A 26,035-nucleotide genomic window follows, 5' to 3' on the forward strand; every position below is an offset into this window, starting at 1 on the left:
AGCATCCGCAACGGGTCGATGCGCGAGTCCATGCAGGTCAGCACGGCCAACCCGCGGGCGGCGGTGCCGGGCAGCGCGGAGAGCGCGAACCCGTCGGCGAACCGCTCGTTGGCCGCGAGCACGTCCGCGAAGGCGTCGTCGGTCGGCACGCACCGGAGACTACGATCCAGGTCAGCCGGCCCGTGCACCGGCTGCTGTCCCGCCCCGCGCTTTCAAGCGGGCGCGCCCCGGTGCGGATGCCAGGTTGGTCAGGCGGCGGGGGAGACGCCGGCGGCTTCACGCAGGGCGACGTCGAGCTGATCACCGCGCAGGTCGGGAAGGCGGTGGCCGGCGGCGTTGAGCAGGTTGGCGGCCCACCCGGTCAGGAGGTGGTCGAGGTCGAGGTGCTCGCCGCCCCAGGTGGGCTGCAGCGAGGGCGGGTCGGTGCGGGACCGTCGGTGACCGGACGGCGCGCGCTGGGAGCCCTCGAAACCGGCGCCCGCGCCTACCTCCGGGACAGTGGGGATCTCGGTGCCGTCGGGCTGGCGCCACGCGAACCTGCCGCGGCCCAAGGCGCGGACGATGTAGCCGAGCTCGTGGACCGCGAGGTGGTGGGCGGGGCAGAGGGACACCAGCAGGTCCAGGTCAGTACGCCCCCCGCGGGACCACCAGTGGGTGTGGTGCGGGACCAGCCGGGCCTTGCTGGTGCAGCCGGGGAACCGGCAGCGGCCACCGTCGCGCAGCCGAAGCACCCGGCGCTGTCGGCGGTCGGCGTGGCGGCGGGTGCGGCCCAGGTCCAAGGTGTGCCCGTCGGTGGCGCGCACTAGCAGCTGGGCCGGAGCCCCGCACAGCAGCCGGAGCACGGTGCTGGGCGAGATCGGCTGGCCGCCGCCAGTGCCGTTGGCCGCGTCGACCCAGGCGGTAGGGCCGCGACGGGGCACAGCTGCCTGGTGGACCGGTTCCCCCGGGCGCAGCGGCCCACCGCAGGAGTCGGCGCCCCGGGATGCGGGCGTTTCCGCGGAAACGCTCGCGTCGGTGGCGGCGGCATGCGTTTCCGCGGAATCGTCGGTGCCGCTGGCCATTGGCAGCGCAGGGCGCTGACCGGCGGCGCGGTCGGCGCGAGCCGTCTCGTCGGCCGCTGCGGTGGCGACGGCCTCCAGGTCGGCGTGGACGACCACGAGGTGTCGGTCACCGGCCTCGCCTCGGGGTGCGGCAGCCAGGAAGGACTCCGCGAGGAGGACCACGGCGTCGGCCTCGGCGCGCACGGCAGGCGGGTCGTCGGTGAGCTCGTCGGCGAGCAGCTGCTCCTCAGGGGTCTCGACGAGGTTGCCGTTCTCGTCCAGCAGGATTCGGCAACCCAGGTCCATCGCGCTGTCGAGGAGCGGTGCCTCGGTGGCTGTGAGTCGGATCGTGAAGACGACAGAGCCATCCTCTTCGACCCGGCGCCGCACGCGCCGGGTGGCGTGCGAGGCGGCGCCGCTCTCGCCGAGGAGGGTGCGCCGCCAGGTGCGGACCACGGTCTCGAGCTGGGCGCCGGTCGCGCCCAGCGCGATCTGGACCAGCTCGGTCTCGGTCTCCGCCGTGGCGACCCGGGAGACCGCGCGCACCTTGCAGTAGGACAGCCGGCCCTGAGCGAACGTCGCCCGCAGCAGCGGCAGTCGGCGCAGCGCCCTGGCCACCCGCACCTTCTCCCGTGCCACCCCGAGCCGGTATCCGACCCGCCAGGACAGCCAGTGCGCCGTGGACCGCAGACCACCCGACTCGGCCCAGCCCTCTCGGGCGTCGAACTCGCCCAGCAGGTCCAGGAACTCACACTCCGCCACCGCCACGGTGGCCGCGACCGTGCTCAGCCGGTCGGCCAGCTCTGCGCTCTCCACGCCCGCGAACGGGTCGTCGGCTGACGAATCGTCGGGTGGCGGCTGGACGGGAGATCGGTCCGCGGGTGGTCCGTCAAGGTCGGGGTCGTCCATGTCGGAAACGCTAGAACTCACCCTGGACACAAACCCGGACAGCAGCGCGGACGATCAGCCGATGGGAGAACCCGCCGCGTCAGACCTCGACGGGTGCGGTGAGCGCGTCGGCGATCTCCTCGCCCCAGTGCCGGATGTCCAGCCAGTCGCGGTAGTCGCCCTCGGGCGCGTTGACCAGGCGGACGGCGAGGCGCTCGCCGCGGCCCAGCTCGGCGCGACGCAGGCTGCCGGCGAACGTGCGGTGCGCGCGGGCGCCGAGCTTCTCGGCCAGGTCGGTCGCGTCGGCCGCGTCCTGGGCGGGCACCGCCGGCTCGCCCAGCGGGCCGCTCGAGAACAGCCAGACCGGGCGGCCGCGCAGGGCCTTCTCGTTGCGGCGCACCAGGCCGCGGGCGGTCTCCATCCACCGGCCCATGTAGACCGCGCTGCCGATGACGACCGCGTCGTAGTCCTCGACGCCGGCGACCTCGTCGACCGGGAAGACGTCGACGTCCAGCCCGTGGTCGCTCTCCTCGCGCAGCACGGTGCCGAGCGCCTTGGCGATGCCCGCGGTGGCGGCGTGCTTGGACGCGTACGTCACCAGAACCCTCATGTCGTCCTCCAACCGGTCCCCCTCAGCCTTAGGCCGCGACGGCACCCTGAGCAGGGTCGAACGGCCGGTCCGGCGCGGGTCCGAAGGCCTCTGTCCGGCCCGCGTCGGCAGCTCAGCTGCGACCGGAGAGCGCAGCGCGGACCCCGCGGGCGATCTCGACGTCCTCGCGGGCCGCGATGACCAGCACGCGGGCCCGGGAGCCCGCGCCGGTGATCTCGGCGCCGCCGCCGTCGAGGGCGGCGAGCCGCTCGTTGGCGCCGCCGTCGATGTCGATCGCGAGGAAGGCGAGCCCGGCGACCGCCCGGCGCCGCAGCTCCGCGGACCGCTCGCCGATGCCGCCGGTGAACACCAGGGCGTCGATGCCGCCGAGCGCGGCGGTCATGGCCGCGAGACCGGCGACCAGGCGGTACAGGTAGACCTCGAGGGCGAGGACGGCGCGCGGGTCGCCGGCCGACGACCGTTCGAGCACCTCGCGCATGTCCTTCGTGCCCGCGAGCGCGAGCAGGCCGCCCTCGCGGTCGATGCCGTCGAGCACCTCGTCCGCGCTCAGGTGACCCTGGCCGACCAGCCAGAGCAGGACGCCCGGGTCGACGCTGCCGGACCGGGTGGCCATCACGATGCCCTCCAGCGGCGTCCAGCCCATCGTCGTGTCGACCGGGTCGCTGCCGTGGATGGCTGCGAGCGACGCCCCGGAGCCCAGGTGCGCGACGACGAGCCGGGCGTCGTCCCGCCCGAGCAGCTCTGCGGCCCGGCGGCTCGCCCCGGCGTACGACAGGCCGTGGAAGCCGTAGCGGCGCAGCCCGAAGCGGTCCCGCCAGTCCTGTGGGACGGCGTACGTCCGGGCGCTCTCCGGCAGGCCGGCGTGGAACGCCGTGTCGAAGCAGGCGACGGCCGTCAGGTCGGGCCGGACGGCGCGGACGGCCTCGATCGCCGCGACGGCCACCGGCTGGTGCAGCCGGGACAGCGGCACCAGCTCGCGCAGGTCGGCCAGCAGCGCGTCGTCCACGACCTCCGGGTCGACGTGGTGCGGGCCGCCGTGGACCACGCGGTGACCCACCGCGTCGACCGGCTGGTCTCCGAGCATCGCGGTCACCGCCGGGCCGACGTCGTCGGGCACGGTGTCGACCGTGGCGAGCGGGGTGTCGTCGGCGTCGAGGACACGCAGCTTGACGCTGCTCGAGCCGGTGTTGACCGTGAGGACGCGCACCCGCCTACCCTGGCGAAGACCAACGGCCGGGGGAACCCCGCGCCCCGCGTGGCGGAAAGGTGTCAGGTGCCGGGAGAAGACCTCGACGAGCTCCTCCAGACGGTCCTCGGGCGGGTCGGCGAGGTCGTGGACGCCCGCGACCGCCTGCAGGGGCTGCTCGAGGCGGTCGTCGCGCTGGCGGGCGACCTCTCGCTGCCCAGCGTCCTGGAGCGGATCGTGCGTACGGCGAGCGAGCTCGTCGGGGCACGGTACGCCGCCCTGGGGGTGCTCGCGACGACGGACCTCGGGGTGGAGCGGCGGCTGCGCGAGTTCGTGACCTGGGGCCTGACCGACGACGAGCGGCGGGCCATCGGCGACCTGCCGCGCGGGCACGGGCTGCTGGGCGCCATCATCGACGACCCGCACCCCGTGCGCCTCAACGTCATCGGGGACGACTCGCGCAGCCACGGCTTCCCGCCGCACCACCCGCCGATGAGCACCTTCCTCGGGGTCCCGGTGCGGATCCGGGACACCGTGTTCGGCAACCTCTACCTGACCGAGAAGCAGGGCGGCTTCACCGAGGAGGACGAGCGGGTGGCCGTCGCGCTCGCCGCCGCGGCCGGCGTGGTCATCGAGAACGCCCGGCTCTACGAGGAGGCGGCCAGGCGCCAGCGCTGGCTCGAGGCGGCAGCCGAGATCACCACCGCCCTGCTCGGCGACATCAGCCGTGAGGAGGTGCTGCAGCTGGTGGCCGACCGGGCGCGTGAGGTCTCCCGAGCCCACCTGTCGACGGTGGCGCTGGTCGACGAGGACGCGGACCGGCTGGTCGTCGAGGTCGTGTCGGGCGAGGTGGACGGCGGCTGCCTCGGGGCGATCCTGCCGGCCGACTCCGGTGTGGCTGCGGCAGTCATGCGCACGGGCGAGGAGGTGGTCCTCGACGACCCGTCGGCGGTGCCCGACCGCGAGCCCCCGCTGGACCGCGACGACCTCACCCGGGTGATAGCGCTTCCCCTCTGCGCCGAGGCGTCCCTGACCGGCGTGCTCACCCTGGCCTGGACCAGGGGCGACGAGTCCACGCTGTCCGGCGACGTCCTGCTGCCGGCGACCTTCGCCGAGCAGGCGGCCCTGGCGCTGCAGGTGGCCAGCGCGCGCCAGGACCGGGCCCGGCTCGCGGTCTACGAGGACCGCGACCGGATCGGCCGCGACCTGCACGACCTCGTCATCCAGCGGCTGTTCGCGATCGGACTGACCTTGGAGAACGCGGCCCGGATGGCCACCAAGCCCGAGGTCGCCACCCGGATCACCACGGCGGTCGACGACATCGACGTCACCATCCGCGAGATCCGGCACACCATCTTCGAGCTGGGCAGCGGCCGAGGCAAGATGGTGGACCTGCGCACCGAGCTCGGCAGCATCCTCGAGGAGCACGCGGTCGTGCTCGGCTTCAGGCCGACCTGGCACACCGAGGGCCCGGTGGACAGCGCCGTGCCGGACGAGGTGCGCCCCCACCTGCTGGCCGTGCTGAGGGAGGCGCTGTCCAACGCGGCCCGGCACGCGAAGGCGTCGTCGGTCGACGTCAGCCTCGCGGTCGGCGACGAGCTCGTGCTCACCGTGACCGACGACGGGGTCGGCATCCCCGAGGGCGTGCGCACGAGCGGGCTGCGCAACATGGCCGAGCGCGCAGCATCAGCCGGCGGACGGTGCGAGCTCGTGGCCCGGCCGGCCGGTGGCACGACGGTCCGCTGGTCGGTGCCGGTCGAGCGTCACTGACCTCAGTTGTGGTGGCGGACCACCGCGACCGGGCACCGGGCCAGGTGCAGCAGCCCGTGGCTCACCGAGCCGAGCAGCAGCGAGCGCACCGCTCCGTGTCCGCGCGAGCCCACGACGAGCATCCGGGCTCCCGCCGCGCTGTCGACCAGTGCGGTGACCGGGTGCGAGTGGACGACGCGGCGGGTGACGGCGACGTCGGGGTACTTCTCCGACCAGCCCGCGAGCGACTCGGCGAGCAGCACGTCCTGGCCCTCCGAGTGCCGGACCGGGTCGTCCAACGGTGGGAGGACCGAGCCGAGCGCCGACGTCACCGCCGGGTCCAGCCAGGCGTGCACCGCGACCAGCGGCGCGCCGGTCTCGCCGGCCTCCTGGAAGGCGAAGGCCACCGCGGCCTCCGACAGCTCGGAGCCGTCGACGCCGACCACGACCTGCCCGCCGACCGGCACCGCCATCTCCCCCGGCACGGCGATGACCGTGCAGTGCGCGTGGGTGGCGGCGTGCATCGTGGTCGACCCCGCCAGCAGGGTGGAGAACGAGCTGGTGCCGCGCGAGCCCAGGATCAGTGCGCGAGCCCTGAGCGACTCGCGGACCAGCACCTCCTGGGCGACGCCGCGCTCCAGAGACGTCGTCACCATCAGGCCCGGGTGCCGCTCGACCGCCTCGGCGGCCAGCCGCTCGAGCTGGTCGCGGGCTGCCGCCCGCAGCGCCTCGACGTCCCCAGCGACGTACCCGCCGGCCAGGCCGACGTCGTACATGTGCGGCTCGAACGCGCGTACCACGTGCGCGGGAGCACCGTGCCGGGCGGCGTACGCCGCTCCCCACTCCACGGCTGTCCCTGCGCCCTCGCTGCCGTCGTAACCGATGATCACCGGCCTGTTCATCGCTGCCTCCTCGGCCGAGTCGGTCTCGCTCTGCTCCCAGCACACCGCCGCCCGCTGAGGGCCGGTAAGAGCCGCCAGCCTCGTCGGCCCGGGACCAAAGTCCCCCGGCCGCACGACCGTCGGCCGTCCCGCGTCCTGAGGGGGCGACCTAGCGTCGAGACGTGCAGGACACTGGCCCCCTCGTCGCGGACGTCATGGCGTCGCCGCCCGTCGTCGTGCGGACGGGTGACACCCTGTGGCGGGCGATGGACCGCTTCACCGCGACCGGCCTGCGCCACCTGGTGGTCCTCGACGAGGCGGACGCCGTCGTCGGGGTTCTCGAGGACCGGCTGCTGGCCGCCGAGTGGGTCGGGGACGCGCTGCGGATGCGCCGCACGACGATCGGCCAGGTGCTGCTCGGCGACCCCGCACGCGCGGCCAGCATCCACCGCGACACCCCCGTCCACCAGGCCGCACAGGCGCTGCTGCGGCAGCGGGCCGACGCCCTGCCGGTGATCGGCGACGACGGCCGGGTGGCCGGCCTGGTGACCGCGGTCGACCTGCTGCGCGCCCTCGTGGCGGCCGGCCCGGCGGAGCCCGACCGGCGAGTACGGCGTGCGCGTACGCCGGTGGGACGGTAGACAGGAGTCATGGCCGAGCCTGACGAGGTCCCCACGCGGATCAAGGTGTTCCTCCTGGACGACCACGAGGTGGTCCGTCGCGGGCTCAAGGACCTGCTCGAGAGCGACGGCGACATCGAGGTCGTGGGGGAGTCGGGCAGCGCCGCCGAGGCCACCCGCCGCATCCCCGCCCTGCGGCCGGACGTGGCCGTCCTCGACGCCCGGCTGCCCGACGGCTCCGGCATCGACGTGTGCCGCGAGATCCGGTCCCGCGAGCCCGGGACGTCGGCGCTGATCCTGACGTCGTACGACGACGACGAGGCGCTGTTCGCGGCCATCATGGCCGGCGCCTCGGGCTACGTGCTCAAGCAGATCCGCGGCAACGACCTGGTCGACGCGGTGCGCCGGGTGGCCTCGGGCCAGTCGCTGCTGGACCCGGCCGTCACCCAGCAGGTCCTCGACCGGCTGCGTCGCGGCCCCGAGGTCGACGACGCGCTCGCCCCGCTGACCGAGCAGGAGCGCCGGCTGCTGGAGCTGATCGGGCAGGGGCTGACCAACCGGCAGATCGCCGAGCAGATGTTCCTCGCCGAGAAGACCATCAAGAACTACGTCTCCAACCTGCTCGCCAAGCTCGGCCTCGAGCGGCGCACCCAGGCCGCGGTGTTCGCGACCAAGCACCTCAAGCAGGACTGAGCACCAACCCCCCGGCCTCAGGTGAGCCGCCTGATCACCTGACCAGGGTGAGGCGCGCTCGGCGGGCCGGACGAAGAATGAACGCGCCGGGCGGTGCGGGCGCGACTGAGGAGACGACGATGGGGCTTCGCCACCGGGGCCTTGACGGTCCCAAGTTCCAGATGCGCCAGAAGCTGATGGCGATCGGTGACGACTTCTGGATCGAGGACGAGGGCGGCTCCAAGGTCTACAAGGTGAACGGCAAGGCTCTGCGGATGCGCGACACCTTCATCCTCGAGGACACGAACGGCAACGAGGTGTCGAAGATCCAGGAGAAGAAGCTCAGCGTGCGCGACAAGATGACGATCGAGCACGGCAGCACGAAGGCGACGGTGCACAAGCGCCTCTTGGGCATCCGCGACCACTACATCATCGAGGTCGACGGCGCGCCGGACCTCAAGGCTCACGGCAACGTCGTCGACCACGAGTACGAGATCGAAAGAGACGGCGACACCGTGGCGACGGTGTCGAAGAAGTGGTTCCGCGTCCGCGACTCCTACGGCGTCCAGATGGCTGCGGGCCAAGACGCCCCGCTCATCCTGGCGATCACGGTCTGCGTCGACGCGATGGCGCGCGGCTGAGACAGAGGCAGCCGGTCAGGTCAGCGCGACGTGGTGCGGGTCGAAGCCGAAGGGCAGCTCGAGCCGGTGCGCCCGGAGCAGGTCCTCGTCGCAGAGCACGTCAAGAGTCGCGCCGTCGGCGACGATCGATCCCTCGGCCAGGATCACCGCGCGCGGGCACAGCTCGAGGGCGTACGGCAGGTCATGGGTCACCATCAGCGTGGTGATCTCGAGCCGGAGCAGGATCTCGGCGAGCTCGCGGCGGCTGGCCGGGTCGAGGTTGCTGGACGGCTCGTCGAGGACGAGGATCTCCGGGCGCATCGCCAGGACGGTGGCGACGGCGACCCGCCGCCGCTGGCCGTAGGACAGGTGGTGCGGCGGGCGGTCGCGGAAGTGGAGCATCCCGACCGAGTCGAGCGCCTCGTCGACCCGCTCGTCGAGCTCGTTGCCGCGCAGCCCGAGGTTGGCCGGGCCGAACGCCACGTCCTCGTGGACGGTCGGCATGAAGAGCTGGTCGTCGGGGTCCTGGAAGACGATGCCGACCCGGCGCCGGACCTCCTGGTAGCTGTCCGGCTCGACGGGCAGCCCCGCGACCTCGACGGTGCCGTGACCGGGCTTCAGGATGCCGTTGAGGTGCATGACCAACGTCGTCTTGCCGGCGCCGTTGGGGCCGAGGAGGGCGACCCGCTCCCGCGGCTGCAGGGTCAGGTCGACCCCGAACAGCGCCTGGTGGCCGTCCGGGTAGGCGAAGGCCAGGTCGCGCACCGCCAGCGACGGCGGGACGGCGGAGCGGTCGTGGTCCACGGCGGTCACCCTCCCACCGTCCACGCGGCCACCGACACCAGCACCGCCAGCGCCGGCAGGGCGGCGGCGGTGGCCCACTGCCCGCGGTCGGCGCCGATGTCGTGGATCGCCGGCATCGTGCCGGTGTAGCCCCGGCTCAACATGGCGAGGTGCACCCGCTCGCCGCGCTCGTAGGAGCGGATGAAGAGCGCGCCCGCGGAGTGCGCGACGACCTTGGCCTGCCGGATGTCGCGGCCGCGGAAGCCTCGCGACTCGCGAGCCACCCGCATCCGAGCCATCTCGGCGCCGACGACGTCGGTGTAGCGCAGCATGAACGACATGATCTGCACCATCAGCGGGGGCAGCCGGAGCCGTTCGATGCCGAGCAGCAGGGTGCGCGGCTCGGTGGTCGCGGCCAGCAGGATCGAGGCGACGACGCCGAGGGTGGCCTTGGCGAGCACGTTCCAGGCACCGAGAAGGCCCGACTCGCTCAGCGACAGCCCGAGCACCTCGACCCGCGGCCCGTGCGCGACGAACGGGAGCAGGACGGCGAAGAGCACGAACGGCACCTCGACGACCATCCGCCGCAGGACGGTCGGCGCCGGGACCCGCGCCACGGCGGCGACCGCGACGAGCAGCACCGCATAGACCCCGAACGCCCAGAAGGCGTCCCTCGGCGTGGCCACCACGACCACGACGAAGGACAGGACGGCGACCAGCTTGCACTGCGGCGGCAGCCGGTGGACCACGGTGTCCCGCGGCAGGTACAGAGCGTGCGCGTGGCCGTCGCTCACGGGCGCGCCGGCTCCCGGTCGTCGTCGCTGTCGCGGCCGTCGGTGGCCGTGTCGGGCGCGTCGGTGGCGTCCGTCGAGGCGTTGCGACGACGTACGCCCCACACCAGCCCACCGACCAGCAGGAAGGTGACCGCCACGCCCACGACACCCGCGAGGCCCCCCGAGAGCCGGCCGTCGCCGACGCCGTCCGTCTCGTAGGCGGCGAGCGGCGAGTCGTCGAGCTGGTGGTCCTTGGCGCCCTTGTCGAGGCCCTGGTCGGCCGCGACCTTGTTCAGCCCGTCGGGTGCGCTGCTGGCCCAGTAGCTCGCCCCGCCGGCGAGCACGACCGCCAACAGCAGACCCACCAGCACCAGGGCGCGGCGGCTCACGCTCCGCTCCGGGGCGCCGGTGCCGCGGCCGCGACGGCCGGGCGGCGCAGGTCGAGCGTGGGCAGCCGGTCGCGCACGCCCGCCACCAGGTCGGGCCGGACCGCGACGACGCTGCCCACCGTGAGCGCGGTGATGACCGCCTCCCCGAGCCCGATCAGGACGTGGACGCCGACCATCGCCGTGGTGACCGCGGCCAGCGACACGTCGGTGGTGCCGCCGATCGCATAGAACCCGACGAATGCCAGGGCGGACACCGGCACCGAGACGAGGGCGGCGACGAAGGCGGACGCCGTGACGGCGCGCTTGCTGTACGGCAGCGCCTTGATCAGGGCGCGGAAGACGAACCAGCCGACGACGACGGTGACCAGCGACATGTCGACGACGTTGACCCCCAGCGCGGTCAGACCGCCGTCGGCGAAGAGCAGCGACTGCACGAGCAGGACGACGGCCACGCACAGGGCCCCGGTGTAAGGGCCGACGAGGATCGCCGCCAGTGCACCGCCGAGCAGGTGCCCGGACGTCCCCGCCGCGACCGGGAAGTTCAGCATCTGCACCGCGAAGACGAAGGCGGCCACCAGCCCGGCCAACGGCGCAGTGCGGTCGTCGAGCTCGCGCCGGGCGCCGCGCAGGCAGACCGCCACTCCTGCCGCAGCCAGCACCCCTGCCCCGACCGAGACGGGCGCGTCGATGAATCCGTCGGGTACGTGCATGCCTCGATCCTGTAGCGGACTCCCCGCAATTGCAAGTTGTTTGCAATAGCGGCGGTCGTCAGGCCGCAGTGGCAAGGTTGGACAGGTCGTCGGGGAGAGGGGTTCTGCCGGTGCTGGTCCGGGTCCTGCGCGAGTACCTCGCGCCGTACCGCTCGCCCATCCGCGCCGTCGTAGTCCTGCAGCTGGTCGGGACGCTCGCGATGCTCTACCTGCCGAGCCTGAACGCCGACATCATCGACAACGGGGTCGCCAAGGCCGACACCTCCTACATCGTGCGGGTCGGCGTGGTCATGCTCGCCGTGACGCTGGTGCAAGTGGCCGCGACGGTCGCGGCCGTGTGGTTCGGCGCGCGCACCGCGCTCGGCTTCGGGCGGGACGTCCGGGCGGCGGTCTTCCAGCGCGTCGGCACCTTCTCCGCGCGGGAGGTCAACGGCTTCGGCGCGCCGTCCTTGATCACCCGCACGACCAACGACGTGCAGCAGGTGCAGATGCTCGTCCTGCTCACCTGCACCGTCATGGTGTCGGCCCCGATCATGTGCGTGGGCGGCATCTTCATGGCCCTGCGCGAGGACCTCGGCCTGTCGTGGCTGATCGTCGTCAGCGTCGCCGTGCTGGTCGCCTCCATCGGCGTCGTCGTCAGCCGGATGGTCCCGCTGTTCCGGCAGATCCAGAAGCTCATCGACGGCGTCAACCGGGTGCTGCGCGAGCAGATCGCCGGCATCCGGGTGGTTCGTGCCTTCGTGCGCGAGCCGGCCGAGCGGGAGCGCTTCGGCGCCGCCAACACCCAGCTGACCGACGTCGCGCTGCGAGCCGGGCGCCTGCTTGCGTTCATGTTCCCGGTGGTCCTGCTGGTGCTCAACGTCTCGAGCGTCGCGGTCCTGTGGTTCGGGGCCGACCGGGTCGAGAGCGGGCAGATGCAGGTGGGGTCGCTGACCGCCTTCCTCAGCTACCTGATGCAGATCCTCATGTCGATCATGCAGGCGACGTTCATGCTCGTCCTGGTGCCGCGGGCCGCCGTGTGTGCGGAGCGGATCGGAGAGGTGCTCGACACCGACTCGTCGGTCGTCCCGCCGACCACGCCGGTCACGGACGTCCGGGAGCCGGCGACCCTGGAGCTGCGCGCCGCCTCCTTCACCTACCCCGGTGCCGAGGCGCCGGTCCTGACTGACGTCAGCTTCCGGTCGGGGCCGGGCCAGGTGACCGCCGTGGTCGGGGGGACCGGCTCGGGCAAGAGCACCCTGGTGTCTCTGCTGCCGCGGCTGATCGACGTCACCGGCGGCAGCGTGCTCGTGGGCGGGGTCGACGTGCGCGAGCTGGACCCGGCCGTCCTGCACCAGGTGGTCGGCCTGGTCCCGCAGACCTCGTACCTCTTCACCGGGACGGTGGCCGGCAACCTGCGCTACGGCCGCCCGGAGGCCGACGACGAGGAGCTGTGGGAGGCCCTGCGGGTCGCGCAGGCCGCGGACTTCGTCGCCGCGCTGCCGGAGAGCCTCGACGCGCCGGTCGCCCAGGGCGGCACGAACTTCTCGGGTGGGCAACGCCAGCGGCTGGCCATCGCCCGCGCGCTCGTGCGCGCACCGCAGGTCTACCTGTTCGACGACTCGTTCTCTGCGCTGGACCTCGGCACCGACGCCCGGCTGAGGGCGGCGCTGCGGCCGCTGACCCGGGCGGCCACCGTCGTCGTGGTGGCGCAGCGGGTGTCGACGGTGGTCGACGCCGACCAGATCGTCGTGCTCGACGACGGCGCCGTCGTCGGCCTGGGCACGCACGCCGAGCTGCTCGAACGGTGTCCCGCCTACGCCGAGATCGTCGAGTCTCAGCAGCCGGCCGGGGCGGTGGCGTGAGCACCCCGCCCTCGGCGCCGCCGCGCCCGGCGGCGCCGCCCGCCGCGCGCGGTCCGGGGGCGATGCTCGTCAATGCAGGGATGCCCGCCGAGAAGTCGATGGACTTCTGGCCCTCTGCCCGCCGTCTGCTGAGGCGCCTCGGCCCGGACCGGGCACGGGTCGGCATGGTGGTGGCGCTCACCGTCGGCAGCGTCGGCTGCGCGGTCGTCGGCCCCCGGATCCTGGGCCGGGCGACGGACCTGATCTTCGCCGGCGTCATCGGCCGGCAGCTGCCGTCGGGCATCACCCAGGCCCAGGCGGAGACGGCGCTGCGGGCCCGTGGGGAGGGCGGCCTCGCCGACCTGCTCTCCGGGATGACGGTGACCCCCGGGCAGGGCATCGACACCGGTGCGCTCGCGAACACCTTGATGTTCGCCCTCGGGCTGTACGCCGTCGCCTCGCTGCTGATGCTGGCCCAGGGGCTGGTCCTCGCCGGAGTGGTGCAGCGGGCGACCTACCAGCTGCGGTCGGAGGTCGAGGACAAGCTGCACCGGCTGCCGCTGCGCTACTTCGACACCCAGCCGCGGGGCGAGCTGCTCAGCCGGGTCACCAACGACATCGACAACGTGCAGCAGACGATGCAGCAGACGTTCAGCCAGATGCTCAACGCCCTGCTCACGCTGCTCGGCGTCCTCACCATGATGGTCATCATCTCGCCGCTGCTGGCTCTCATCGCCCTGGTCTCGGTGCCGCTGTCGGTGGTGGTGACCCGGTTGGTAGCCAAGAGGTCGCAGCCCCTGTTCGTCCAGCAGTGGGCACACACCGGGCGGCTCAACGCGCACATCGAGGAGAGCTTCACCGGCCACGCCGTGGTGCGCGTCTTCGGTCGGCAGGACGAGGCCGAGGAGGTCTTCCGCGAGCGCAACGAGGAGCTCTACCGGGCGGGCCTCGGCGCCCAGTTCCTCAGCGGCCTCATCCTGCCGGCGATCACGTTCATCGGGAACCTGAACTACCTGCTGGTGGCGGTCGCCGGCGGGCTGCGGGTGGCGTCGGGCAGCATGAGCCTCGGCGAGGTGCAGGCCTTCGTCCAGTACTCCCGCCAGTTCAGCCAGCCGCTGACGATGGTCGCTTCGGTGTCGAACATCCTGCAGTCCGGAGTCGCCTCGGCGGAGCGCGTGTTCGACCTCCTCGACGCCGACGAGCAGGAGCCCGACGGCCACGACGCCGAGTCGCTCGAGAAGGAGACCCACGGCCTGGTCGCCTTCGAGCACGTGTCCTTCCGGTACCAGCCCGACGTGCCCCTCATCGAGGACCTGTCGCTGGTGGTCGAGCCGGGGCGGCTGGTCGCCATCGTCGGGCCGACCGGTGCGGGCAAGACGACGCTGGTCAACCTCGTCATGCGGTTCTACGAGCTCGACGGCGGCCGGATCACTCTCGACGGCCACGACATCGCGCGGCTGCGCCGCGACGACCTGCGCGGCCGGATCGGCATGGTGCTGCAGGACACCTGGCTGTTCAACGGCACGATCCGCGACAACATCGCCTACGGCCGGCCGGGAGCGACCGAGGACGAGGTCATGGCGGCCGCGCGGGGCGCCTACGTCGACCGGTTCGTGCACGCCCTGCCCGACGGCTACGACACCGTCATCGACGACGAGGGAAGCAACATCAGCGCGGGCGAGCGTCAGCTGGTGACCATCGCCCGCGCCTTCCTGGCCGAGCCGTCGCTGCTGATCCTCGACGAGGCGACCAGCTCGGTCGACACCCGCACCGAGGTGCACGTGCAGCACGCGACGGCCGCGCTGCGCTCGGACCGCACCAGCTTCGTCATCGCGCACCGGCTGTCCACCGTCCGCGACGCCGACCTGATCCTTGTCATGGAGGACGGTGCGATCGTGGAGCAGGGCACGCACGAGGGACTGCTCGCCCGCGGCGGTGCCTACTCGGCCCTCTACCAGGCGCAGTTCACCGGCGCCACGGCGGCGGAGCCGGCCTGACGGCCGCTCGCCGTCACAGCCGACCGACCGAGTCCGCGTAGAAGGACGACCCGGCCACGTGGAACGCCAGCTCGCGGGCGCTCCAGCCGGCACCGTCGGCGGCGTCGAGCGCGCTGTCGTCGAAAGCCCGCAGCCGGACCTCCCACAGCTGGGCGAGCCGCCGCAGCCGGGACGCCGCCTCGTCGAGGTCGTCGGAGGTGAACGCGGCCAGGTCGGCGGGCGTGGTGACCATCGAGCCGTGCCACTCGTCCGGCAGCGTCGGCGCCCCGGCTCGGCGCGCGTCGAGCTCGGCCAGGTGGTCGAGCAGGTGGTCGGCCACCCGTCGTATCGCCTTGTGCGGGGTGTAGGTGCGGGGGTCCTCGCCGTCGACCGGGACGACCGCGGGTCGGCCGTCCCAGCGCGGCCAGGTGGCCGCCAGCTCGAGCACGTGGTCGACCATGCCGGTGACCACCTCGGCCGGGTGGCGTGCGTCCGTCGTGGGCCGGTCATCCGTCATGGGCCCACCGTGCCAGCGGACGCCGACACGTAGCATCCGTGGCCGTGAGCGGACGAGGCCGGCAGAGCGTCTACGGCCGCCCGGACGTCAGCGGTCAGCGACTCAGCGGTTAGCGACTCAGCGGTCAGCGACTCAGCGGCCGGGGACCATGGCCGGGCTCGTCGTGCCCGCGCCCTCGGCCATCCCTTCGAGCAGTGCGGCGACCGTGGCCCGCACGTCGTGTGCCGGTCGCCAGCCGAGCTCTTCGCGGACCCGCCGCGTCGACATGACCGGCACCCCGAGAGCAAGGTCCACCCAGCCGGGGCTGGTCGGCTGCAGGTGGAGGCGGTAGCTGAGGGCGGCGGCGGCCCGCACGACAGGACCGGGGACCGGCACCCATCGGGCGGCGAACACCGTGGCCAGCTCACGCGGGGTCATCACCGGGTCGCCGGCGACGTTGACAGCGCCGTCGAGCCGCGCGTCCAGCACCCGCACCAGCGCATCGGCCAGGTCGTCGGCGTGCACGGCCTGGAACGTCGCCCGGGGCGGCACCGGGAGGACCGGCGCGCGATGCGCACCGACCAGGCGCCGGGGCACGAACGGCCCCAGGAAGTAGCGCGCGATCTCGCTGGCCGCGTCCCGCTGGAAGACGAGGCCGGGGCGGACCCGGCTGACCACCGGGCCGCCCGCTGCGGCATCCACCTGGTCCAGCAGACGTTCGACGGCAGCCTTGTGCCGGGAGTAGTCGGATGTCGGGATGCCCTCCGTGGGCCAGTCCTCGCCCACGGCACGGTCCTTCGAGCCGCGGCTGTAGGTGCCGACGGACGACAGGTGCACGAGGTGTCGGACGCCGGCTGCCGCGGCCGCGTCGACGACCCGGCGTGAGCCGCCCACGTTGGTCCGCTCGAGGAGCGCCCGGTCGCGCGACGGCTGGATCAGCCAGGCGGCGTGCACGACCGCGTCCGCTCCGGAGAGAGTCTCCCGCAGTACCCGCTCTGCGGCCGGCTCGGAGAGGTCGGCCCGGACCCACTCGACGCGGTCGTAGGCGGGCTCGCCGCCTGTCGGTGGTCGGCGGCACAGGCCCACGACCGACCAGTAGGGGCGGTCGGCGGCCAGGCGCCGGAGCAGCGCGGTGCCCACGTTGCCGCTCGCACCCGTCAGCACGACCCGCACACGCGCTCCTCTCCTCGGACCGCCTCTCCGCTGCCCCGACCCCCGAGGCGCAAACGCCCGGTCCGCTCGGGCATGATCGCGAAGGAGGCGCTCGCGAGGTGCCCACGCGAGGTCTCGACGAGCACCGAGCCAACGGAGGCGGAAGGGGGCAGCCGTGACCGAGCCGCTGCCCGCCTCCTGCGACGTGGTCGTCGTCGGCGCCGGCCTGGCAGGGCTGGTCGCGGCCCGACGCCTCGCCGGGGCGGGGCTGGACGTGCAGCTGCTCGACGCCGCTGACGGGGTCGGCGGCCGGGTCCGCACCGACGTCGTCGACGGGTGGCGGCTGGACCGGGGATTCCAGGTGCTCAACACCGGCTACCCGGCACTCGCCCGGGAGATCGACCTCGCCGTGCTGGACCTGCGCGAGCTCACGCGGGGCGCGCTCGTCCACCGTGACGGCGTCCGCCGGCGGCTGGCCGACCCGAGGCGCGACCCGCTCGGCGCGCTGGCGACGGCCCGTGCCGACCTCGGGACGCTGCGCGACCGGGCGCTCCTGGCGTCCACGGCGGCCCGGGTCGCCACCGGCGACGGCCGGCGGCTGGTCGGCGCGGACGACGTCGCAGCCCGTGACCGGCTGCGCGAGCGCGGCTTCTCCGACCGGATCGTCGACGACTTCTTCCGGCCGTTCTTCTCCGGCGTCTTCCTCGAGGAAGACCTGGTGACCTCGAGCCGGTTCCTCGACCTGATGCTGCGGATGTTCGTCCGCGGGCGGTCGACCGTCCCGTCGCTCGGCATGCAGCGGCTGCCCGACCAGCTGGCGGCGCGGCTGCCGGCCGGAGCGGTGCACCTGAGATGCACGGTGACCGCGCTGGAGGCCGAGGGGGTGACCACAGCGGCCGGGCAGGTGACCGCCCGGGCGGTCGTCTGTGCCACCGACGCGACGTCTGCGGGTGCCCTGGTGCCCGGTGTCACGCCGCCGGCCTGGCGAGCGGTCACGACGGTCTACCACGCGGCGCCCAACGACCCGCTCGGAGAGCCGACGCTGCTGCTCGACGCCGACCGCGACTCGCCGGTCGTCAACACCGTCGTGCTGACGGCCGCCGCACCGAGCTACGGGCCCGGCGACGGCCGCGCCCTGGTGTCCACGTCGCTGCTGGGCGCGCACGAGGGCGCCGAGGCGGCCGTCCGGGCCCGGCTGGCCGAGCTGTACCGGACGGGCACCGGCGCGTGGGAGCACCTCGCGACGTACGTCCTGCCGCAGGCGCTGCCGGCGATGACGGCGCCGCACCCCTTCCAGCGGCCGGTGCTGGTCGACGGGGTCTACGTGTGCGGCGACCACCGGGACACCTCGTCCATCCAGGGCGCCCTGGTGTCCGGCCGGCGGGCGGCGCAGGCCGTGCTGGCCGTGCTCTGAGCGGCTGACAGCGGGCTGCAAGAAGTCTGCAAGCGGCCCCGGGCACGGTAGGTCCAGCAGCCTGAGGGGGCCGCTGGACAGGACCGAAGCACCACGACAGCACGAGCACCGATGCACCGGGAGGAGGAGAGCACCATGTCTGCACTCAGCCAGGACGTGATGCGCGCGATCGAGATCGAGCGGCTGCGCGTCGCCCGTCGGGCGCGCCGCGCTCGGGGCCTTGGCCGCTGAGCGCAGCGGAGCGGGGTGCTCCCCCTTCCGCACAGCGCACTGACACGCGGTTCCCGACAAGAGGCCGGGGTGGTGACGACACCACCCCGGCCGTCGGCATGCGTGAGCCGGATCAACGGTCGGGCAGCACCATGACGAGCTCGCCGTCGAGCACCTCGCCGGTCTCGACGAAGCCGTAGCGACGGTAGAGCCCCCGGGCGCGCTCGTTGTCGTCGTGCACCGTCAGAACGACCGACCCGGGCCGGGGCTGCGCGCGGACGTGCGCCACGAGCGCGTCGAGCACCGCGCGCCCCAGGCCGCGACCCTGGTGGCGGGCGTCGAGCACGACGCCACCCAGCGTGTAGGTCGAGTCCGAGTCGTCCCACGCCCACTGCGCGAAGCCGACGACCTCACCGTCGTCGCCCACCAGAGCGACCGGCTGCCAGACGCCCCGGTAGGCCGCCATGGCGACGTACCACGCGACGGGGTTGACGTGCCGTAGCTGCTCGGGACGCGGGGCGACCGCGAGGACCGCCTCGACGTTGTCCGCGGTGACCTGCGCGACGGAGAGGGTCCGGGGGGTCATGGGCACCAAGTGTCGTGCCCCTCGCACGGATCCGGCGGTCCTTCCCCTAGGTTGACCCCTCGTGACCACTGCTCGCACGAAGGTCGGCGTCGTCGCCGAGCGGCGTGACGGCGAACACCGTGTCGCGCTGGTGCCCGACGCGGTCGCCAAGCTGACCGGTGCCGGCCTCGAGGTGGCCGTCGAGTCGGGGGCCGGGCTGCACGCGTTCGCCACCGACGACGACTACCGCGCGGCCGGCGCTGACGTCGTGCCCGGCGTGCTTGCGACCAGCGACGTGGTGCTGACGGTGTCCCCGCTGACCGTCGAACAGGCGCAGACGCTACGGCCGGGTGCGGTGACCATCGGCTTCCTGCCCGTGTCCGCCGAGCCCGACTTGGTCGCGACCCTGCGTGGCAACGACGTGCTGGCCTTCGCGATGGAGCTGGTGCCCCGGATCTCGCGTGCGCAGTCGATGGACGCGCTGTCCTCACAGGCACTGGTCGGCGGCTACCGGGCGGCCCTGGTCGCAGCTGAGAAGCTGCCGCGCTTCTTCCCCCTCTTCATGACCGCGGCCGGCACCGTGCCGCCGGCGAAGGTCCTCGTCCTCGGCGCCGGAGTGGCCGGGCTGCAGGCGATCGCGACCGCGCGCCGGCTGGGTGCCGTCGTCGAGGCGTACGACGTCCGCGCGTCGTCGGCCGACGAGGTGCGCTCGATGGGGGCGACCTTCCTGGACCTCGGGCTGGAGTCGCTCGAGGGGTCGGGCGGCTACGCGCGCGAGATGGCCGAGGACCGCGCGGCCCGGCAGCAGGAGCTGCTGACGCCGTACGTCGCGGCCAGCGATGCGGTCATCACCACCGCAGCCGTGCCCGGACGGTCGGCTCCGCTGCTGCTGACGACGGCGATGGTCGAGACGATGCGGCCGGGCTCGGTCGTCGTCGACCTGGCCGCGGAGAGCGGCGGCAACTGCGAGCTGACTGTCGCGGGTGACGAGGTGGTGCACCGTGGCGTGACCGTGTGGGGCGGGCGCGACGTGCCGTCGTCGATGCCGGTGCACGCCAGCCAGCTCTACGGGCGCAACGTCGTCAACCTGCTGCTGCTGATGACCCACGACGGCGCGGTCGAGCCGGACTTCGACGACGAGATCCTGGCCGCCTCCTGCGTCACCCGAGGAGACTCATGACCGACGGCGTGACGCTGCTGACCTTCTTCGTGCTCTCGGTGTTCGTCGGCTTCGAGGTCGTCTCCAAGGTGTCGTCGGTCCTGCACACGCCGCTGATGTCCGGCGCCAACGCGATCCACGGCGTGATCCTGGTCGGCGCCGTCATCGTGACCGGTCATGCCGACGGAGCCATCTCGGTGACGATCGGCCTGGTCGCCGTGGTGCTCGCCACCGTCAACATGGTCGGCGGCTTCGTCGTCACGGACCGGATGCTCGAGATGTTCGGCCGGGGCCGGCACGACGCGCGGCGCAAGGACGACGCGTGAACGTCATCGGCCCCACCACGGAGGCGCTGGGGTACCTGGTCGCCGCCGTCTGCTTCATCCTCGCGCTCAAGGGACTGTCCTCGCCCAAGACCGCGCGGCAGGGCAACTGGCTCGGGGCGGCCGGTGCGCTGCTCGCCTGCGTGGTGGTCTTCCTCGCCGAGGACCTCGACCACATGGGTCCGATCCTGGTCGCCATCGCGGTGGGCACGGCGGTCGGTGTCCCAGCCGCGCGCCGGGTCGCGATGACCCAGATGCCGCAGCTGGTCGCGCTGTTCAACGGTGTCGGCGGCGCGGCGGCCGCCCTGGTGGCCGGCCTCGAGCTCAACGCCGGCGCCGGGAGCGCGTCGACCACGGCTGCGATCGCCGGAGCGTTCACCGTGCTGGTCGGCGCGGTCTCCTTCTCCGGCTCGTGCATCACCTTCGCCAAGCTCCAGGAGCTGATGACCACCCGGCCGGTCGTCTTCCCGGGCGGGCCGGTCGCCTTCGGCGCGTGCATCGTGGTCGCCGTGGGGCTCGCCGCCGGGGTGGTGGTCGACGCCCGTGAGGGAGACGTCAACGCCGGCCTGCTGGTGCTGCTCGGCCTGGTGGCCCTCGCGGTCGGCGTGCTGTTCGTGCTCCCCGTCGGCGGCGCCGACGTGCCGATCGTCATCTCGCTGCTCAACGCCTTCACCGGCCTGACCGTGGCGGCCAGCGGCTACGTGCTCGACAACACGCTGCTGCTCGTGGCGGGCACCCTCGTCGGTGCGTCGGGCACGATCCTCACCCGGATGATGGCCTCGGCGATGGGCCGGTCGACGGTGAGCATCCTCTTTGGGGCCTTCAAGGGCGGGTCGACGGCAGGGTCGACCGAGGTCAGCACCCGTCCGGTCCGCTCCGCGGGCGCCGAAGACGTCGCGATCCTGCTCGCGTACGCGCGCAAGGTGGTCATCGTGCCCGGCTACGGCCTGGCGGTCGCCCAGGCGCAGCACACGATCCACGAGCTGGTCGACGTACTGCAGGACAAGGGTGTGCAGGTCGTCTACGGCATCCATCCCGTCGCCGGCCGGATGCCCGGGCACATGAACGTCCTGCTCGCCGAGGCCAACGTGCCCTACGACCAGCTCAAGGAGATGGACGAGACCAACTCGGAGCTGTCCTCGACCGACGTCGCCCTGGTCGTCGGCGCCAACGACGTGGTCAACCCGGCGGCCGACTCCAGCCCCGGCAGCCCGATCTACGGCATGCCGATCCTGCACGTCGGCGACGCTAAGGCCGTGGTGTTCCTCAAGCGCTCGATGCGCCCCGGCTTTTCCGGCATCGAGAACGAGCTGCTCTACGACCCCAAGACGACGCTGCTGTTCGGTGACGCGAAGGACTCGCTGACCAAGGTGGTGCAGTCGCTCAAGGGACTGTGAGCAGCCGGCCGGCTGTGGTGAGCCCTCTCAGGCGTGACCCGGGTCAGACGACGCCGTACAGCCGGTCGCCCGCGTCGCCGAGACCGGGCACGATGTAGCCGAGCTCGTTGAGCCGCTCGTCCAGTCCCGCCGTGACCACCTGGACCGGCACCGACGACGAGCCGAAGGCTTCGTCCATCACCGCGAGCCCCTCGGGCGCGGCCAGCAGACAGATCGCGGTGATGTCGTCGGCGCCCCGCTGGAGCAGGAAGTTGATCGCCGCGACCAGCGTGCCGCCGGTGGCGAGCATCGGGTCCAGCACGTAGCACTGCCGGCCGGACAGGTCGTCGGGCAGCCGGGTCGCGTAGGTGGAGGCCTGCAGCGTCTCCTCGTCGCGGATCATCCCGAGGAATCCCACCTCGGCCGTCGGCAGCAGCCGCACCATCCCGTCCAGCATGCCGAGGCCGGCGCGCAGGATGGGCACGACGAGCGGCTTCGGCAACGCCAGCCGGGTGCCGGTGGTGGGCGCCACCGGCGTGGTGATCTCGAACGGCTCGGTGCGCACGTCACGGGTCGCCTCGTACGCGAGCAGCGTCACCAGCTCGTCGGCCAGCCGCCGGAAGGTCGGCGAGTCGGTCCGCTCGTCGCGCAGGGCGGTGAGCTTGTGCGCCACCAGGGGGTGGTCGGCGACGTGGGTCCGCATGCGATCAACCTAGTGCCCGGCGCCCGGTGTCCCGCACGGGCGGCGGTACGCCGTCAGGACGCTCACCCGGGCCGGCTTCCCCCTGCCGCTCCGGCCGGATCTCTGCCACGATGCCAACGCAGCGACCGGCTCGAGAAGGCCGACCAGGGAGGTGACCGTGCCCGAGGACACCCTGGTCGACTTCGCCGTCGTGGCCTTCCGCGAGGACGGGCGCTGGCGGGTCGGGTCGCTGCCCCACCGGGCGGCGGAGGACCTGTCCGCCCTGGTGGCCGCCCTGCGCCAGCAGCCGTCGGAGGGCCCGGCGCTCGCCCTGTGCTCGTACGGCGACGACTTCTTCCTCGCGCTGCGCCCCGAGGGCGCCGACGTTCGGGTGCTGGTGTCGGACGTCACCGCCTCGGGGGAGTGGCCGGTGGCCAAGGAGGCCATGGACCTGCTCGGCGAGCCGCCGCCCGAGGACGACGACTTCGAGCACGTGGCGCCGGCCGGCGACCTGGACATCTTCACCGACCTCGGCATGGACGCGATGGAGCTCTCCGCGATCTGCTCCGACCTCGAGCTCTACCCCGACGAGATGCTGGGCCAGGTCGCCACCCGAATCGGCTTCGGCCCCGAGTTCGACCGCGTCGTCGACGACGACCTGACCTGACCGCCCCTGACCGCACCTGACCCACCCCGCTGGAGACCTCGGTGTCCTACTTCACCGCCGTCCTCGCCCGTGAGGGGCGCACCTGGCGCGCCCACGACGTCGACGTCGAGAGCATCAAGGACCGCGACGAGCTCACCGACGAGCTTCGCAGCGTCGCCGACGACGACGAGCCGGTGCTGATGCTGGTGGAGCGCGAGGACGCCTGGTGGGCCGTCGTGCGCATCGACGGTGACGACGACCTGCGCGTCTTCGTGTCCGACGGCGCGGGGGCGGCGGCGTCCTCCTACTCCGAGCTGCTCGAGCTCGACGTCGACGCGGACGACGACGAGGTCGAGGTCATGGACGGCTGCGCGGGCGACCTCGACGTGCTCGGCGACCTCGGCACCTCGCCCGACGCGCTCAGGGAGATCTGCGAGGACGAGGTACCGCCGATGGACGCGCTCGCGACGGTGGCGGAGGCCGCCGGCTTCGCCGAGGTGCTCGACTCCCTACGCTGACCGGTCGTGGCCGGCGCACCGAGCTTGCGGACGTTCTCCGACTGGATGCGACTCGCCCTCGCCGAGGCCGACGCCGCGCTGCCGTCGGACGACGTGCCGGTCGGCGCCATCGTGGTCGGCCCGGACGGCGAGGTGCTGGGCCGCGGGCACAACGTCCGCGAGGCCGAGGGCGACCCCACCGGCCACGCCGAGGTGCGCGCGCTGCAGGCCGCGGCCCACGCCGTGGGGGAGTGGCGCCTCGAGGGCTGCACGCTGGTGGTCACGCTCGAGCCCTGCACGATGTGCGCGGGCGCGATCGTGCTGGCCCGGGTGGATCGGCTGGTGTACGGCGCCGAGGACCCGAAGGCGGGGGCCGTGGGGTCGCTGTGGGACGTCGTGCGGGACCGCCGGCTCAACCACCGGCCCGAGGTCGTGGGCGGCGTGCTCGTCGACGAGTGCGCCGAGGGGCTGCGCGCGTACTTCCGGGCGCACCGCGAGGCGTGACGCGGCAGTAGCCTCCGGCCATGCCTGCTGGAGACACGGGTCCCGCGACGGCCTGGCCCGACCGGTACGTGTCGACCGGACATCTGCCCGCGGCGGACCCGGTCCAGGCGCTGGTCGACGAGGCGCACCACCGGTTCGGCTCGGACACCGACTGCGAGATCTCCACCGTCTACCCGGCGCTCGCGTAGGCGCCGGCCCATTCGTTCGGCATCTGCGTCGTGCGGACCGATGGGAGTGCCCACTCCGCGGGCGACGCGGACGCACCGTTCACGATCATGAGCGTCGCGAAGCCGTTCGTGTTCGCGCTGGTCTGCGATGCGCTGGGCGCGGAGGAGGTCCGGCACCGGGTCGGAGTCAACGCGACCGGGCTGCCCTTCAACTCGCTGTCCGCGATCGAGCAGGGGTCCGACGGCGTGACCAACCCGATGGTGGACCCCGGCGCGATCGCGACGGCCGGTCACGTGCCCGGGGCGGAGGCGGACGAGCAGTGGGCCCTGCTGCTCGACGGGCTGTCGCGGTTCGCCGGCCGGCGGCTCGCGATCGACGACGGCGTCTACGCCTCCGCTTCGGCGACCAACCACCGCAACCGGAGCATGGCCCGGCTGCTCCATGACTACGGCCGGGTCGCGGGCGACCCCGATGCCGTCGTCGACCTCTACACCCGCAGAGCTGCCTGACCGTCACGGCTCGCGACCTCGCAGTCATGGGCGCCACGCTGGCCGACGGCGGCGTCAACCCGCTGACCGGCGAGCGCGTCGTCGATGCGGAGACCTGCCGCTACACGCTGGCCGTCATGGCCACGGCGTGCCTCTACGAGACCTCGGGGGACTGGCTCTACAGGATCGGCCTGCCCGCCAAGAGCGGCATCGGCGGCGGCATCGTCACGGCGGCGCCCGGCAAGGGCGGGCTCGGCACCTACGCCCCGCTGCTCGATGCTGCCGGCAACAGCGTGAAGGGGCAGCCTGGCCGCCCACGGCTGTTTCCGGACCGGCCGCGACGTCCGGTAACCTCACCGGCGGTGGCGTGTCCGAGCGGCCGAAGGAGCACGCCTCGAAAGCGTGTGAGGGTTCACGCCCTCCGTGGGTTCAAATCCCACCGCCACCGCCCTCATCTGGCGGCATCCACGCGGGCACCAGCCTCGCGGGATGCCGCCAGAGCCGTTGACGCCGGTCCCCTGGTCACCGGTCGCTTCGAGGTCGACCTGCGCCGCCGTGCGGGACGACCAGTCGCACCCCGTCGGGCAGGCCGGCGCCGTCGGCGAGCGCATCGTCCAGCCAGAGCTCGATGGTGCCCCCTAGCTCCTCGGGATGGCTGTAGTTGAGCGCATGCGCTGCCTTCTCGACGAGCGCGACTGTCAGGTGTTCGGGGCTGAGCCGGGCTACCTCGCGGACCCGCGCCGGCGAGGCCATGAGCGGGTCGCGGCCACCCAGGGCGGCAAGGGTCGGGACCGGGGTGCTGATCAGGCGTTCCAGGGACGGGTAGCGGGTCAGCTCGCGGAAGAGGCGCAGCCCGTTCACCGGCCCGAACCTGACGTAGTCAGGGACCGCGAGGGGGAGCATCCTCGCTCTCTCACGGACCCCGTCCCTGGCCAGCTGGCCCAGCGCCCGCAGCAGCGGCTGGTTGTGCGCGCCACCGGCAGGCGAGACGAGGACGAGGCGGCGCACACGGTCAGGTGCCGTGTGCGCCACCTCGAGCCCGATGGGACAGCCCATCGAGTTGCCGACGAGGACAGCCTGCTCGATGCCGAGCGCGTCGAGCACGGACACCAGGGCCCTGGCCAGGTCGGGGATGTCGAGCACGTGGTCATGGCGATCGCTGCGTCCGTACCCGGGCAGGTCGGGGACCACGTTGACCCACCGTCCGGACAGCCTGCGTGCCGTGGGCATGAGGTACTCGCCCGATATCGCGAAGCCGTGGATGTGGACGACCGGCGGGCCCTCCGGGCTGGTGCTGCGCCGGCAGTAGATGGACCTCCCGTCCACCTGCACACGCTGCGTCGTCCAGGCGACATCGGTCGGCACGGCCGGATCCTCCCACTCACGGGCTGTTGGCTGCGGTGCATGCCTTCGCCCGAGAGGGTTCGACGCGCCGTCCGTGTCACAACCGGCCGGGCTGTCTCGTCCCAGGTACCGGAAACCGAATCTCGCACAAAGGGAAGGTGACGGACATGAGGGTGTTCGTGGCAGGAGGCACCGGGGCCATCGGGCAGCGGCTGGTGCCGCAGCTGGTGGCACGGGGTCACCAGGTGACTGCGACCACGTCGCGGCCGGCCAAGCTCGGCACGCTGGAGG

Annotated in this window: 25 protein-coding genes, 1 tRNA gene and 2 pseudogenes; 16 read left to right on the forward strand and 12 right to left on the reverse strand. The window is 73.1% G+C overall.

Features of this window, described 5'->3' with window-relative positions; translation table 11 throughout:
* Positions 1-248 precede the first annotated feature (248 nt).
* The 3 genes from VK640_03910 to VK640_03920 form a co-directional block, all read right to left on the reverse strand.
* Positions 249-1,949, reverse strand: a complete 1,701-nt coding sequence (locus tag VK640_03910; GenBank protein ID HTE72333.1) for an HNH endonuclease signature motif containing protein — start codon at positions 1,947-1,949, stop codon at positions 249-251.
* Between the two features lie 79 nt (positions 1,950-2,028).
* Complete coding sequence (locus tag VK640_03915; GenBank protein HTE72334.1) at positions 2,029-2,538, reverse strand: flavodoxin domain-containing protein; 510 nt, start codon at positions 2,536-2,538, stop codon at positions 2,029-2,031.
* Between the two features lie 112 nt (positions 2,539-2,650).
* Positions 2,651-3,745, reverse strand: coding sequence for an acetate/propionate family kinase (locus tag VK640_03920; GenBank protein HTE72335.1), 1,095 nt, complete (start codon positions 3,743-3,745; stop codon positions 2,651-2,653).
* A 66-nt stretch (positions 3,746-3,811) separates the two neighbouring features.
* On the opposite strand from VK640_03920, the gene VK640_03925 reads away from it, so the two are divergent.
* The gene (locus VK640_03925) at positions 3,812-5,494 is read left to right on the forward strand and encodes a GAF domain-containing sensor histidine kinase (GenBank protein ID HTE72336.1); all 1,683 of its coding nucleotides are present in this window, start codon (positions 3,812-3,814) and stop codon (positions 5,492-5,494) included.
* Between the two features lie 2 nt (positions 5,495-5,496).
* Here the strand turns inward: VK640_03925 and VK640_03930 are convergent, their stop codons facing one another.
* A complete protein-coding gene (locus VK640_03930; GenBank protein HTE72337.1) occupies positions 5,497-6,375 on the reverse strand; it encodes a universal stress protein in 879 nt (292 codons plus the stop codon).
* A 161-nt stretch (positions 6,376-6,536) separates the two neighbouring features.
* Here VK640_03930 and VK640_03935 point away from each other — a divergent pair, with 161 nt between their 5' ends.
* The 3 genes from VK640_03935 (at position 6,537) to VK640_03945 (ending at position 8,287) form a co-directional block, all read left to right on the forward strand.
* Positions 6,537-6,995, forward strand: a complete 459-nt coding sequence (locus VK640_03935) for a CBS domain-containing protein (protein HTE72338.1) — start codon at positions 6,537-6,539, stop codon at positions 6,993-6,995.
* 9 nt (positions 6,996-7,004) lie between these two features.
* A complete protein-coding gene (locus VK640_03940; protein ID HTE72339.1) occupies positions 7,005-7,667 on the forward strand; it encodes a response regulator transcription factor in 663 nt (220 codons plus the stop codon).
* A 119-nt stretch (positions 7,668-7,786) separates the two neighbouring features.
* On the forward strand, positions 7,787-8,287 hold the full coding sequence (locus VK640_03945) for an LURP-one-related family protein (protein HTE72340.1): 501 nt from the start codon (positions 7,787-7,789) through the stop codon (positions 8,285-8,287).
* A 15-nt stretch (positions 8,288-8,302) separates the two neighbouring features.
* Here VK640_03945 and VK640_03950 read toward each other — a convergent pair whose 3' ends face one another.
* The 3 genes and pseudogenes from VK640_03950 to VK640_03960 all read right to left on the reverse strand — a co-directional run bounded on the left by VK640_03950 (position 8,303) and on the right by VK640_03960 (position 10,921).
* Positions 8,303-9,070 carry an ABC transporter ATP-binding protein gene (locus VK640_03950; protein HTE72341.1) on the reverse strand — a complete coding sequence of 256 codons (768 nt, stop codon included), beginning with the start codon at positions 9,068-9,070 and terminating at the stop codon, positions 8,303-8,305.
* Positions 9,071-9,075: 5 nt separating this feature from the next.
* Positions 9,076-9,843, reverse strand: coding sequence for a cobalt ECF transporter T component CbiQ (cbiQ, locus tag VK640_03955; GenBank protein ID HTE72342.1), 768 nt, complete (start codon positions 9,841-9,843; stop codon positions 9,076-9,078).
* Positions 9,840-10,921: pseudogene (locus tag VK640_03960) on the reverse strand (energy-coupling factor ABC transporter permease). The gene cbiQ and the pseudogene VK640_03960 overlap by 4 nt, the downstream one beginning before the upstream one ends.
* Positions 10,922-11,031: 110 nt before the next feature.
* On the opposite strand from VK640_03960, the gene VK640_03965 reads away from it, so the two are divergent.
* Positions 11,032-12,765, forward strand: coding sequence for an ABC transporter ATP-binding protein (locus VK640_03965; GenBank protein HTE72343.1), 1,734 nt, complete (start codon positions 11,032-11,034; stop codon positions 12,763-12,765).
* Positions 12,762-14,741, forward strand: coding sequence for an ABC transporter ATP-binding protein (locus VK640_03970; GenBank protein HTE72344.1), 1,980 nt, complete (start codon positions 12,762-12,764; stop codon positions 14,739-14,741). The genes VK640_03965 and VK640_03970 overlap by 4 nt, the downstream gene beginning before the upstream one ends.
* Positions 14,742-14,754: 13 nt before the next feature.
* Here the strand turns inward: VK640_03970 and VK640_03975 are convergent, their stop codons facing one another.
* Complete coding sequence (locus VK640_03975) at positions 14,755-15,237, reverse strand: hypothetical protein (protein HTE72345.1); 483 nt, start codon at positions 15,235-15,237, stop codon at positions 14,755-14,757.
* Positions 15,238-15,369: 132 nt separating this feature from the next.
* Positions 15,370-16,389, reverse strand: a complete 1,020-nt coding sequence (locus VK640_03980; protein ID HTE72346.1) for an NAD-dependent epimerase/dehydratase family protein — start codon at positions 16,387-16,389, stop codon at positions 15,370-15,372.
* A gap of 154 nt (positions 16,390-16,543) precedes the next feature.
* On the opposite strand from VK640_03980, the gene VK640_03985 reads away from it, so the two are divergent.
* A complete protein-coding gene (locus VK640_03985; protein HTE72347.1) occupies positions 16,544-17,782 on the forward strand; it encodes an NAD(P)/FAD-dependent oxidoreductase in 1,239 nt (412 codons plus the stop codon).
* Positions 17,783-18,125: 343 nt separating this feature from the next.
* Here the strand turns inward: VK640_03985 and VK640_03990 are convergent, their stop codons facing one another.
* On the reverse strand, positions 18,126-18,578 hold the full coding sequence (locus VK640_03990; protein ID HTE72348.1) for an N-acetyltransferase: 453 nt from the start codon (positions 18,576-18,578) through the stop codon (positions 18,126-18,128).
* Between the two features lie 61 nt (positions 18,579-18,639).
* On the opposite strand from VK640_03990, the gene VK640_03995 reads away from it, so the two are divergent.
* From VK640_03995 to VK640_04005, 3 genes are read left to right on the forward strand one after another with little or no spacing between them, the layout of a single operon-like run.
* The gene (locus VK640_03995) at positions 18,640-19,737 is read left to right on the forward strand and encodes a Re/Si-specific NAD(P)(+) transhydrogenase subunit alpha (GenBank protein HTE72349.1); all 1,098 of its coding nucleotides are present in this window, start codon (positions 18,640-18,642) and stop codon (positions 19,735-19,737) included.
* Positions 19,734-20,042 (forward strand): NAD(P) transhydrogenase subunit alpha, encoded by a 309-nt coding sequence (locus tag VK640_04000; protein HTE72350.1) that lies wholly within the window; start codon positions 19,734-19,736, stop codon positions 20,040-20,042. The genes VK640_03995 and VK640_04000 overlap by 4 nt, the downstream gene beginning before the upstream one ends.
* Positions 20,039-21,436 carry an NAD(P)(+) transhydrogenase (Re/Si-specific) subunit beta gene (locus VK640_04005; GenBank protein ID HTE72351.1) on the forward strand — a complete coding sequence of 466 codons (1,398 nt, stop codon included), beginning with the start codon at positions 20,039-20,041 and terminating at the stop codon, positions 21,434-21,436. The genes VK640_04000 and VK640_04005 overlap by 4 nt, the downstream gene beginning before the upstream one ends.
* 43 nt (positions 21,437-21,479) lie before the next feature.
* Here VK640_04005 and upp read toward each other — a convergent pair whose 3' ends face one another.
* On the reverse strand, positions 21,480-22,118 hold the full coding sequence (gene upp, locus VK640_04010; GenBank protein ID HTE72352.1) for a uracil phosphoribosyltransferase: 639 nt from the start codon (positions 22,116-22,118) through the stop codon (positions 21,480-21,482).
* Positions 22,119-22,275: 157 nt separating this feature from the next.
* Between upp and VK640_04015 the strand changes: the two genes are divergently transcribed.
* From VK640_04015 to VK640_04035, 5 genes and pseudogenes are all read left to right on the forward strand, one after another.
* Complete coding sequence (locus VK640_04015; GenBank protein ID HTE72353.1) at positions 22,276-22,764, forward strand: tRNA adenosine deaminase-associated protein; 489 nt, start codon at positions 22,276-22,278, stop codon at positions 22,762-22,764.
* Positions 22,765-22,805: 41 nt separating this feature from the next.
* The gene (locus tag VK640_04020; GenBank protein HTE72354.1) at positions 22,806-23,261 is read left to right on the forward strand and encodes a hypothetical protein; all 456 of its coding nucleotides are present in this window, start codon (positions 22,806-22,808) and stop codon (positions 23,259-23,261) included.
* A gap of 45 nt (positions 23,262-23,306) precedes the next feature.
* Positions 23,307-23,744 (forward strand): nucleoside deaminase, encoded by a 438-nt coding sequence (locus VK640_04025; protein HTE72355.1) that lies wholly within the window; start codon positions 23,307-23,309, stop codon positions 23,742-23,744.
* A gap of 20 nt (positions 23,745-23,764) precedes the next feature.
* Positions 23,765-24,705 (forward strand): annotated as a pseudogene (gene glsA, locus VK640_04030) (glutaminase A).
* Between the two features lie 56 nt (positions 24,706-24,761).
* A tRNA-Ser gene (locus VK640_04035) sits at positions 24,762-24,848 on the forward strand.
* Between the two features lie 74 nt (positions 24,849-24,922).
* Here the strand turns inward: VK640_04035 and VK640_04040 are convergent.
* On the reverse strand, positions 24,923-25,765 hold the full coding sequence (locus VK640_04040; GenBank protein ID HTE72356.1) for an alpha/beta hydrolase: 843 nt from the start codon (positions 25,763-25,765) through the stop codon (positions 24,923-24,925).
* A gap of 146 nt (positions 25,766-25,911) precedes the next feature.
* Between VK640_04040 and VK640_04045 the strand changes: the two genes are divergently transcribed.
* A partial coding sequence (locus VK640_04045; protein ID HTE72357.1) for an NAD(P)H-binding protein occupies positions 25,912-26,035 on the forward strand: 124 nt, incomplete at its 3' end.

It is taken from the genome of Actinomycetes bacterium (assembly GCA_035489715.1).
In the GTDB taxonomy this organism is placed as follows: Bacteria; Actinomycetota; Actinomycetes; order JACCUZ01; family JACCUZ01; genus DATHAP01.